This is a genomic window from Sphingomonas sp. (genome assembly GCF_036402235.1).
Taxonomy (GTDB): domain Bacteria; phylum Pseudomonadota; class Alphaproteobacteria; order Sphingomonadales; family Sphingomonadaceae; genus Sphingomonas.
In genome coordinates, this window is sequence record NZ_DASWTG010000005.1 from 1 (window position 1) to 10033 (window position 10033).

11 protein-coding genes are annotated in these 10033 nt (G+C 68.6%); 8 read left to right on the plus strand and 3 right to left on the minus strand.

The features are described 5' to 3' along the window. The 3 genes from VGD28_RS00420 to VGD28_RS00430 all read left to right on the plus strand — a co-directional run. Positions 1–1610: gamma-glutamyltransferase family protein (locus tag VGD28_RS00420; RefSeq protein ID WP_331026350.1), on the plus strand; the 1610-nt coding region annotated here is incomplete at its 5' end. A 2-nt stretch (positions 1611–1612) separates the two neighbouring features. Next, on the plus strand, positions 1613–2464 hold the full coding sequence (locus tag VGD28_RS00425; protein WP_331026351.1) for a dienelactone hydrolase family protein: 852 nt from the start codon (positions 1613–1615) through the stop codon (positions 2462–2464). Between the two features lie 167 nt (positions 2465–2631). Beyond that, complete coding sequence (locus VGD28_RS00430) at positions 2632–4140, plus strand: ATP-binding protein (protein ID WP_331026352.1); 1509 nt, start codon at positions 2632–2634, stop codon at positions 4138–4140. 38 nt (positions 4141–4178) lie between these two features. On the opposite strand, the gene VGD28_RS00435 is transcribed toward VGD28_RS00430, so the two are convergent. Beyond that, a complete protein-coding gene (locus tag VGD28_RS00435; RefSeq protein WP_331026353.1) occupies positions 4179–4442 on the minus strand; it encodes a GIY-YIG nuclease family protein in 264 nt (87 codons plus the stop codon). Positions 4443–4554: 112 nt separating this feature from the next. Then, positions 4555–5331 carry a TlyA family RNA methyltransferase gene (locus VGD28_RS00440; protein ID WP_331026354.1) on the minus strand — a complete coding sequence of 259 codons (777 nt, stop codon included), beginning with the start codon at positions 5329–5331 and terminating at the stop codon, positions 4555–4557. 170 nt (positions 5332–5501) lie between these two features. On the opposite strand from VGD28_RS00440, the gene VGD28_RS00445 reads away from it, so the two are divergent. Both VGD28_RS00445 and VGD28_RS00450 read left to right on the plus strand, forming a co-directional pair. After that, the gene (locus tag VGD28_RS00445; RefSeq protein ID WP_331026355.1) at positions 5502–6044 is read left to right on the plus strand and encodes a glycoside hydrolase family 108 protein; all 543 of its coding nucleotides are present in this window, start codon (positions 5502–5504) and stop codon (positions 6042–6044) included. Between the two features lie 45 nt (positions 6045–6089). Then, positions 6090–6503, plus strand: coding sequence for a holin family protein (locus tag VGD28_RS00450; protein ID WP_331026356.1), 414 nt, complete (start codon positions 6090–6092; stop codon positions 6501–6503). Positions 6504–6588: 85 nt separating this feature from the next. Here VGD28_RS00450 and VGD28_RS00455 read toward each other — a convergent pair whose 3' ends face one another. Then, entirely contained in the window at positions 6589–7266 is a 678-nt protein-coding gene (locus tag VGD28_RS00455; protein ID WP_331026357.1) for a Yip1 family protein, read from the minus strand. A gap of 86 nt (positions 7267–7352) precedes the next feature. Between VGD28_RS00455 and hslV the strand changes: the two genes are divergently transcribed. The 3 genes from hslV to hslU all read left to right on the plus strand — a co-directional run. After that, positions 7353–7904 (plus strand): ATP-dependent protease subunit HslV, encoded by a 552-nt coding sequence (gene hslV / locus VGD28_RS00460; RefSeq protein WP_331026358.1) that lies wholly within the window; start codon positions 7353–7355, stop codon positions 7902–7904. Positions 7905–7914: 10 nt separating this feature from the next. Next, entirely contained in the window at positions 7915–8952 is a 1038-nt protein-coding gene (locus VGD28_RS00465; RefSeq protein WP_331026359.1) for an aldo/keto reductase, read from the plus strand. A 22-nt stretch (positions 8953–8974) separates the two neighbouring features. After that, the coding region (gene hslU, locus VGD28_RS00470) for an ATP-dependent protease ATPase subunit HslU (RefSeq protein WP_331026360.1) at positions 8975–10033 on the plus strand (1059 nt) is incomplete at its 3' end.

Genomic DNA, 10033 nt, shown 5'->3' on the forward strand with positions numbered 1-10033 from the left:
CCAAGGAACGCCAGGCCTTCGTCGCCGCCGCGCATCCGCTGGCGGTCGAGGCGGGGCTGGAGGTGCTGCGCAAGGGCGGCTCGGCGGTCGACGCCGCGGTCGCGGTGCAGGCGATGCTGAGCCTGGTCGAGCCGCAGAGCAGCGGCCTCGGCGGCGGCGCCTTCATGGTCCGCTACGATGCGAAGACGAAAGGCATCACGGTCTATAACGGCCGCGAGACCGCGCCCGCAGGCGCCACCCCCGACATGCTTCTCGGCCCCGACGGCAAGCCCCTGTCCTTCGCCACCGCGGTCGTCTCGGGCCGCGCCACGGGCGTTCCCGGCGTCGTGCGCATGCTGGCGCTGGCGCAGGAAAAGCACGGCAAGCTCGCCTGGAAGGACCTGTTCGGCGACGTCATCCGCACCGCCGATCAGGGCTTCACCGTCGCCGAACGGCTCGCCGGCATGATCGCCAGCCGCGCTCCGCAGGCGCGCGGCGCCGACGCCGTCGCCTATTTCCGCAACGAGCGCGGCGAGCAGATCAAGGCCGGCGACACGCTCCGCAACCCCGCTTATGCCGCCTTCGTCCGCCGCCTCGCTGCGCAAGGCCCCGACGCCATGTACAAGGGCGAGACCGCCCGCCGCATCGTCGCGCGCCTGCGCGAAGGCGAGCTCGCCAGCTCGATGACCGAAGCCGATATCGCCGGCTACAAGCCGGAGGTGCGCGACGCGGTGTGCAACCCCTATCGCGTCTACATCCTCTGCGCGCCGCCGCCACCCTCCTCGGGCGTCGGCCTGCTCCAGCTGATGGCGCTGATCGAGCGCACCGATATCGGCGCGCGCGGCCCCAATGACCCGGTCGCCTGGGTCAAATATGCCGAGGCGAGCCGCGTCATGTATGCCGATCGCGACGCCTATGTCGGCGACGTGCCCGCTGTCCCGGTCAAGGGCATGCTCGACCCCGCCTATGTCGCCAGCCGCGCCGCATTGATCGGCGACCGCGCCGGCCCCGCGCCGCAGCCGGGCACCCCGCCGGGCGCCGTCCACGCGCGCATTGACGCCACCAACGAAGTCGCCGGCACCTCCCACTTCATCGTCATCGACGGCGAGGGCAATGCCGTGTCGATGACGACCACGGTCGAGAGCCTGTTCGGCAGCGGCCGCATGGTCGACGGCTTCTTCCTCAACAACCAGATGACCGACTTCTCCTTCGTCCCCGAAGGCCCGAACGCGATCGCGCCCGGCAAGCGCCCGCGCTCGTCGATGGTGCCGACGATCATCTTGAACCCCGACCGCAGCCTCGCCGGCGCGATCGGCTCGCCCGGCGGCAACGCGATTCTCGCTTATGTCTCCAAGGCGCTGCTCGGCATCGTCGAGTGGAACTTGCCGGTCGCCGATGCGATCGCCCTCCCCAACCTCTTCGCCCGCGGATCGAGCTTCAACGGCGAGGCGAGCAAGTTCGCGCCGCCGATCCTCGCCGCGATGGCCGAGCGCGGGGTCACCGTGCGCGGCGGATCGGGCGAGAATTCCGGCCTGCACGGCGTGATGCTGCGGGACGGCAAGTTCGACGGCGGCGCCGATCCGCGCCGCGACGGCGTCGCGCGCTCGATCACCCTCCCGCCAAGGAAATGACGATGCGCCACCTCCTCGCGCCCGCCGCGATCCTCGCCTTCGCCGTCCCGGCCGCCGCGCAGGAGGTGAAAGTCGAGGAAGTCAGCTTCCTCAGCCGCGACGGCAAGACGCAGGTGAAGGGCTATCTGTTCAGGCCCGCCGATACGCCGGGCAAGCTCCCCGCTGTGGTGATGCTTCACGGCCGCGGCGGCGCCTATTCCTCGCTCGCAAAGGGCAAATATGACGCCACCACCCTATCGAGCCGCCACAAGGCATGGGGCGAGCTGCTGGCGAAGAATGGCTATGCCGCACTGATGGTCGACGATTTCGGCGCCGTCGGATTCCCCGCGGGCTTCGCGGCGGGCACCTACAAGGACCGGCCCGACGCGGTGGACGAGGTGAACTTCCGCCCGCTCCACGCCTATGGTGCGCTGCGCTTCCTCCAGTCGCGTCCCGACGTGATCGCCAACCGAATCGCATTGCTCGGCTGGTCTAACGGCGGCAGCGCGACGCTCGCCGCGATGGCCGACGACAAGCCCGGCGACATGCGAAGGATCGGCTTTGCCGCCGGAGTCGCGCTCTATCCTGGCTGCGGCCTCAAGAACCGCTTCAGCAAGGACGGCTACAAACCCTATCACCCCGTCCGCGTGTTCATGGGCACCGCCGACGAGGAGGTCTCGCCCAGGCTCTGCCAGACGCTGGTCGAGCGCAGCAAGGCGGCCGGCAACGACATCGACCTGCGCATGTTCGAGGGCGCGACCCACAGCTACGACACGCCGACCAAGTCCCGCCAGTCGGTCGAAGCCAACGCCGCCGCCAAGGCCGCGACCGAGGCGAACGTGCTGGCCTTCCTGGCGACGCGGCTGAAGCCCTGAACAATCCTCCCCCGCCAGGGGGAGGTGGCATGCGCAGCATGACGGAGGGGGAGGATGCCAGAACGCTGGTGGTGCTTCCTCCCCCTGGCGCCACCTCCCCTGCCGGGGAGGATTTTCCCGCCCCACCCCTTGCCCCGACTCCCCCCGATGCGCCAAAGCATCCCGCAATGACTGCCCGCATCGACATGGGACTCGACAGCGGCGGCAACCCGGTTGCCGTCGATCTGGAGGAGCTGCTTGCGACCCGCCTGCTCGTCCAGGGCAATTCGGGCTCGGGCAAGTCGCACCTGCTGCGCCGCCTGCTCGAGGGCAGCGCGGGCTATGTCCAGCAGGTGGTGGTCGATCCCGAGGGCGATTTCGTCAGCCTCGCCGACGCCTTCGGCCATATCGCGGTCGACGCCGCCGAATACAGCCTGACCGAGCTCGGCCGCCTCGCCATGCGCGTGCGCGAGCATCGCGCCAGCGTCGTCCTCAACCTCGAAGGGCTCGAGATCGACGGCCAGATGCGCGCCGCCGCCGCCTTCCTCGCTGCGCTGTTCGATGCCCCGCGCGAGCATTGGTACCCGGTGCTCACGGTGGTGGACGAGGCGCAGCTCTTCGCCCCCGCCGCCGCGGGCGAGGTCTCGGAGGAAGCGCGCCGCACCTCGCTCGCCGCGATGACCAACCTCATGTGCCGCGGCCGCAAGCGCGGCCTAGCGGGCGTCATCGCCACCCAGCGCCTCGCCAAGCTCGCCAAGAACGTCGCGGCCGAGGCGAGCAACTTCCTGATGGGCCGCACCTTCCTCGACATCGACATGGCGCGCGCCGCCGACCTGCTCGGCATGGAGCGGCGCCAGGCCGACACGATCCGCGACCTAGCGCGCGGCGAGTTCCTGGCGCTCGGCCCCGCCATCACCCGCCGCCCGATCAGCGTCAGGATCGGCGAGGTCAAGACCGGCTCCAAGGCCGTCAGCCCCAAGCTGATGCCGCTTCCCACCGCCGCGACCGAGGACATGCGCGACATGCTCTTCGCCCCCGCCGCGGAGGACGAGGCGCCGCCGCCGCCGCCCCCCGCGCCGGTGCCGATGGCCGACCTCATGCGCGCCGTCGCCACGCCCGCTCCCGCGCCGGTCCCCGACATGCCCGTGCTGGAGGAAAGCGAGCAGGCTGAGGTCCGCCGCGCGATCCTCGCCGAGATCGCGGGCGAGGGCGCCAATGGAGAGGGGCGCCAGCCGCTTCCGGCGGTGTTCCAGGATTACACCGTGCGTTGCCGCATGCGCGGGGTCGAGCCGGGCATGGACCTCGCCGGCTTCCGCAGCGCGCTCGCGCTCGCCCGTGCCGGCATCGCCGATGCGGAGGGCTGGGACGACGCCCTCACCCTCGCCGCGTCCTTGCCCGAGGAGATGCTCACCCCCTTCCTCGGCATCGCCCGCGCCGCCCGCGCGAACGAGCCCTGCCCGTCCGACGCGCAGATCGCCGCGCTTTACGGCACCAGCTCATTGGGCCGCGCCAAGCGCATGATCGCGTTCATCGAGGAAAAGGGCCTGATCGTCGCCCGCACCGACTTGTCGGGCAAGCGCAGCGTCAGCCTTCCGCACTTGGGCTGGACCACCGCGCCGGCCTGGCCCGATCCGGCGAACCCCCAGCGGCCGGGGCGGACTGCCGTCAGAGCAGCGGAACGGGCGCGGCTGCTCTGAAACACCCGTCGCCCCAGCGAAAGCTGGGGCCTCCCGCCTCACGCGATCCGGTCGAAAAGATCCTCCCACGCCGGATTCGTCTTCTCGATCAACTCAATCTTCCAAGCACGTTTCCAAGCTTTCAACGCCTTCTCGCGCGTGATCGCATAGTCGATGCCATCATGCCATTCAGCCAGCACCAGCGTCTTGATCCCGTAGCGGCGGCAATAGGCCGAGCCCACGTCGCGCCGATGCTGGTCTACGCGCTGTGCCAATTGCGCGGTGACGCCGATGTACAGCATCCCGCGTGGCTTGCTCGCCATGATGTAGGTCCACCCGCCCCGCATACCGCACCGTACCGCGTGCCGAACGAGATGCCAGCTTTCGCTGGCATGACGAAGTTAGATAGCCGTCACCCCAGCGAAAGCTGGGGCCTCAATCGGCAGGCGCGGCCTTTGAGGCTCCCCACTCCCCCGCCTTCCCCGCCCGCGCCGCGACCAGAAACTCGACATTCCCCTCCGGCCCGGTGATCGGGCTGGTCGTCACCCCTTCCACAATCCAGCCGCCAGCCTCCAACCACGCCACCACCTCGCCGCACACCCGCTCGTGCACCGCGGGGTCGCGCACCACGCCGCCCTTGCCCACCTCGTCGCGGCCCGCCTCGAACTGCGGCTTGATCAGTGCCACCACCCACGCCCCCTCGCGCACGAAGGCGAACGGCCGCTCGAGCACCTTGGCCAGCCCGATGAAGCTCGCGTCGCACACCACGATATCGACCGGCTCCGGGATATGCTCGGCGGTCAGCACCCGCGCGCTGGTCTGCTCGTGCACCATGACGCGATCGTCCTGGCGCAGCTTCCACGCGAGCTGGTTGGTGCCGCTGTCCACCGCATAGACTCGGATCGCGCCGCGGGTCAGCAGCACGTCGGTGAACCCGCCGGTCGAGGAACCCACGTCGATCGCCACCATCCCCGCAGGATCGATCTGGAAATGGTCGAGCGCATGCGCCAGCTTGACCCCGCCGCGCGACACCCAGGGATGGTCGCGCCCCTTCACCTCCAGCGGCGCGTCCGGCGCGATCGGCTGGCCGGGCTTGTCGATGCGCCTGTCGCCGCTGAACACCAGCCCCGCCAGGATCAGCGCCTGCGCGCGCGTCCGGCTCTCCGCCAGCCCGCGTTCGACGAGCAACTGATCTGGACGGGTCTTGGCCATGCCCCCCTCTACCCGGGTCGTCACCCCAGCGAAAGCTGGGGTCTCCGTCTGCAAACGATCCGGTTGCCGAACGAGACCCCAGCTTCCGCTGGGGTGACGCTTCGCGTCAGAATCCATTTTCCTACAACGAACCATATAGGTTATCACGAGTCGTCAACAGGAGGATTCGAATGACCATCGACGAACTGATCGAGGAGGTGATCGCCCGCGAGGGCGGCTATTCCAACCACCCCGCCGACCGCGGCGGGCCGACGCGCTGGGGCGTCACCCAGGCGGTCGCGCGCCAGCACGGCTTCACCGGCGACATGCGCGTCTTCCCGCGTGACGAGGCGGCAGCCATCTACCGCCGCGTCTATTGGCACCGGCCCCGGCTCGCCGATGTCGCCGAACGCGCACCATCGCTCGCCGCCGAGCTGTTCGACACCGGCATCAACATGGGTCCTGCGGTCGCTACGCGCTTCCTCCAGCGCGCGCTCAACGCGCTCAATCGCAACGAGAAGGACTATCCCGACATGGCCGTCGACGGCGCGATCGGCCCCATGACGCTCGCCGCGCTCGGCACGTTCCTCGACCGCCGGGGCCCCTCCGGCGAGACCGTGCTGATCAAGGCGGTCGAGGCGCTGCAGGGCGAGCGCTACCTCGCCCTCGCCGAACGCCGGCCCGCCAACGAAGCCTTTCTCTACGGCTGGCTTGCGAACCGCATCGGTTCATGAACCTCGATAGCGTCAACTTTGTGTCAACTTCGACAGGAAACCGAAATGAGCATCATCGAAAGCATCATCGGCCCGATCGCGGGCCTGATCGACAAGATCATCCCCGATCCCAAGGCGCGCGACGCCGCCAAGCTCGAGCTGCTCAAGCTCGAAGGCACCCAGGAGCTGGAGGCCGTCCGCACCCAGCTCTCGGCGATCGTCGCCGAGGCGCAGTCGGTCGATCCCTGGACCAGCCGTGCGCGGCCGAGCTTCCTTTACGTCATGTACGCACTGCTGCTCTGGGCAATCCCGATGGGCCTGATCGGCGCGGTCCAGCCCGAGATGGCGAAGGGCATCGCCAACGGCATGAACGCCTATCTCGCCGGCATCCCGGAGCCGCTCTACGCGCTCTTCGGCACCGGCTATCTCGGCTACACCGCCGCGCGCCAATGGGGGAAGATCAAGGGCGTGGAAAGGTGACGCGGCGAAGTTGACATAATGACGCGCGTTCCGCGCAACTTCGTCAAGTTTGGGGAGGGGCGAACCCCTCCCCGCCAATCGCCGTTCAGCCCATCCGCGCTACGGTCTCGCCGGCGTCGACGCTGCCGGTCACGGTGAGGCTGCCGCCGTCATAGGAAATGGCCGGCCGCGGTGCGAACGCACTGGTCACCGCCCCGGTCACCGCGCCGACGACGAGGAACAGCACGATCGCCGCGATCACGGTGACGACCGCATAGCTCATCGCCTTCTCCTCCGGCGCCTTCATCAGCCGCGGCAGGCCGAGATAAAGCAGATAGAGGCCATAGAGGCTCAGCAGCACGCCGATGATCGCCAGCGCCGGGATGATCTGGAAGATGCCGGCAAGGTAACCCGCAGTGCTGCTATAGGCGGCGACCTTCATCGCCTGGACGCTGTTCTTCTGCCCGCCGAAATTGGGCGCGAGGAACTCGATGATCTTGGCGAGCAGGAACGCGGCGAGCAGCGCCATGGCATAGCCCACCACCGCGCTGGTCACCGCCATCGTCACGCTCGGGCGATAGGTGACGCCGAACCCGCCATAGCCGAACACCAGCCCGCCGATCAGGCCCGCGACCGGCCCGATCGCCGCGAGCGGGACGACCCAGCCGGTCATCAGCCCGCCGACGGTCGCGGGCTCGGTGTCGATCCGCGCCCATTCCTCCTTTGGTTTCAACAGGATGTTCTTGCAACGCTCGATCAGATTGCTCGAAGTCTCGCCGGTCATGCCGTGGCCCTCCCTGTTCGTGCCGGCCCGCTATACACGAAAAATCGCGATTGAACCCGTGCGACGCACCCCCAATATGCGCCGCCATGAGCGACAGTCTGAAGTGGCACGGCACGACCATCCTTTCCGTGCGCCGCAACGGCCGCGTGGTCATCGCCGGGGACGGCCAGGTGACCCAGGGCCACACCGTGATGAAGCCCAACGCCCGCAAGGTCCGCCCCTTGGGCGACGGCAAGGTGATCGCCGGGTTTGCGGGGGCCACCGCCGACGCCTTCACCCTGTTCGAGCGGCTGGAGGGCAAGCTCGAGCGCCACCAGGGGCAGCTGATGCGCGCCGCGGTCGAGCTCGCCAAGGACTGGCGCACCGACAAATACCTCCGCAACCTCGAAGCGATGCTGATCGTCGCGGACAAGGACATCACGCTCATCATCACCGGCAATGGCGACGTGCTCGAGCCCGAGGCCGGGATCGCCGCAATCGGCTCGGGCGGCAACTATGCGCTGGCGGCCGCCCGCGCGCTGGTCGATTACGAGCAGGATGCCGAGACGATCTGCCGCAAGGCGATGCAGATCGCCGCCGATGTTTGCGTCTACACCAACGATCGGCTCACCGTCGAAGCGCTCGACGCCGCTGCGTAAGGAACCTGCGATGCTCTATTCCCGCCTCGGCGACAGCGGCCTCATCGTTTCGCGCCTGTCGCTCGGCACGATGACCTTCACCCGCGGCGCCGGCATCGCCGCGATCGCCAAGACCGACCTCAAGGACGCCGCCGCGCTGGTCGAGCGCGCGCTGGAGGCCGGGATCAACTTCATCGACACCGCCGACGTCTATTCGGAAGGCCAGTCGGAGGAGATGCTCGGCAAGATCGTCGCCGGCCGCCGCGACGAGCTGATCCTCGCGACCAAGGCCGGCTGGCGCACCGGGCAGCCGCTCAACCGCTCGGGGCTTTCCGCCGCGCATCTCCACTGGTCGATCGACCACAGCTTGAAGCGTCTCGGCACCGATTATGTGGATGTGTTCATCGCCCATCGCGACGACCGCAACACGCCGCTCGAGGAGAGCCTCCAGGCGCTCGATCAGATCGTCCGCGCGGGCAAGGCGCGCTATCTCGGCGTGTCCAACTGGCCGGCATGGAAGGTCGCCGCGGCGATCGAGCTTCAGCGCGCCAATGGCTGGGCGCCCTTCACCCATGCCCAGATGCTCTATTCGCTGATGCACCGCGACATCGAGCAGGAGTTCCTGCCGATGGCGCGCCGCTACGGCCTCGGCATCACGCCGTGGAGCCCGCTCGGCGGCGGCTTCCTCACCGGCAAGTACACGCGCGAGAATGCGGGCGGCGCCGAGGATCGCCTCGCCGGCCATGACGATATCCCGCTCGACAAGGAAATGGGCTTCCGCCTGCTCGACGTGATCCGCGGCATCGCCGACGGGCACGGCGTCAGCATCGCCCAGATCGCGCTCGCCTGGCTGCTGAGCAAGGACCAGGTGTCGAGCATCCTGATCGGCGCGACCAGGATGCACCAGCTCGACGACAATCTCGCCGCGGTCAACGTCAAGCTCGGCGAGGACGAGATCGCCGCGCTGGAAGCGGTCAGCGCGCAGCGCCGCTACTATCCCGGCTTCTTCATCGACCGCATCGACCAGCCGATCGCGCAGGCGCTCGCCGCGCGGCCGGGCACCAACTGAAATTCCTCACCAAAGAAACGAAATGAACGACAACCTGACCCCCAAAGCCATCGTCGTCGCGCTCGATGCGCACATCATCGGCCAGAAGGAAGCCAAGCGCGCGGTCGCCGTCGCGCTGCGCAACCGCTGGCGCCGCCAGAAGCTCAAGCCGGACCTGCGCGACGAAGTGACGCCCAAGAACATCCTGATGATCGGCCCGACCGGCTGCGGCAAGACCGAGATCAGCCGCCGCCTCGCCAAGCTCGCCGACGCCCCGTTCGTGAAGGTCGAGGCGACCAAGTTCACCGAGGTCGGCTATGTCGGCCGCGACGTCGAGCAGATCGCCCGCGACCTGGTCGAGGAGGCGGTCCGGCTGGAGCGCGAGCGCCGCCGCGAGGCGGTTCGCACCGGCGCCGAGGAAGCGGCCATGGAGCGGCTGCTCGATGCGCTCACCGGCAAGGGCTCGAGCGCGGCGACCCGCGAAAGCTTCCGCCAGCGCTACCGCGACGGCAGCCTTAACGCCGCCGAGGTCGAGATCGAGGTGAAGGAAGCGCCTTCGATGCCCTTCGACATCCCGGGCATGGGCGGGCAGGTCGGCATGATCAACCTCAGCGACATGATGGGCAAGGCGTTCGGCCAGCAGCCCGGCAAGAAGCGCAAGCTGAAGGTGCCGGAGGCCTTCCAGCGCCTCACCGAGGAAGAGGCCGACAAGCGCGTCGACCCCGACGACATCAATCGCGTGGCGCTCGCCGATGCGGAGTCGAACGGGATCGTCTTCCTCGACGAGATCGACAAGATCGCGGTCAGCGACGTCCGCGGCGGATCGGTCAGCCGGGAGGGCGTCCAGCGCGACCTTCTACCGCTGATCGAGGGCACGACGGTGGCGACCAAGTACGGGCCGCTAAAGACGGATCACATCCTCTTCATCGCGTCCGGCGCGTTCCATATCGCCAAGCCCGCCGACCTCCTGCCGCTGATCGAGGGCACGACCGTCGCGACCAAGTACGGACCGCTTAAGACGGACCATATCCTGTTCATCGCCTCGGGCGCGTTCCACCTCGCCAAGCCGGCGGATCTGCTGCCGGAGCTCCAGGGACGGCTT

Bases quoted from the DNA above. Each gene is read 5' to 3' on its own strand.
- VGD28_RS00465 (WP_331026359.1), top strand. From the start codon at position 7,915: ATGCTCTATTCCCGCCTCGGCGACAGCGGCCTCATCGTTTCGCGCCTG.
- VGD28_RS00445 (WP_331026355.1), top strand. From the start codon at position 5,502: ATGACCATCGACGAACTGATCGAGGAGGTGATCGCCCGCGAGGGCGGC.
- VGD28_RS00430 (WP_331026352.1), top strand. From the start codon at position 2,632: ATGACTGCCCGCATCGACATGGGACTCGACAGCGGCGGCAACCCGGTT.
- VGD28_RS00435 (WP_331026353.1), bottom strand. From the start codon at position 4,442: ATGGCGAGCAAGCCACGCGGGATGCTGTACATCGGCGTCACCGCGCAA.
- hslV (WP_331026358.1), top strand. From the start codon at position 7,353: ATGAGCGACAGTCTGAAGTGGCACGGCACGACCATCCTTTCCGTGCGC.
- VGD28_RS00450 (WP_331026356.1), top strand. From the start codon at position 6,090: ATGAGCATCATCGAAAGCATCATCGGCCCGATCGCGGGCCTGATCGAC.
- VGD28_RS00425 (WP_331026351.1), top strand. From the start codon at position 1,613: ATGCGCCACCTCCTCGCGCCCGCCGCGATCCTCGCCTTCGCCGTCCCG.
- VGD28_RS00440 (WP_331026354.1), bottom strand. From the start codon at position 5,331: ATGGCCAAGACCCGTCCAGATCAGTTGCTCGTCGAACGCGGGCTGGCG.
- VGD28_RS00455 (WP_331026357.1), bottom strand. From the start codon at position 7,266: ATGACCGGCGAGACTTCGAGCAATCTGATCGAGCGTTGCAAGAACATC.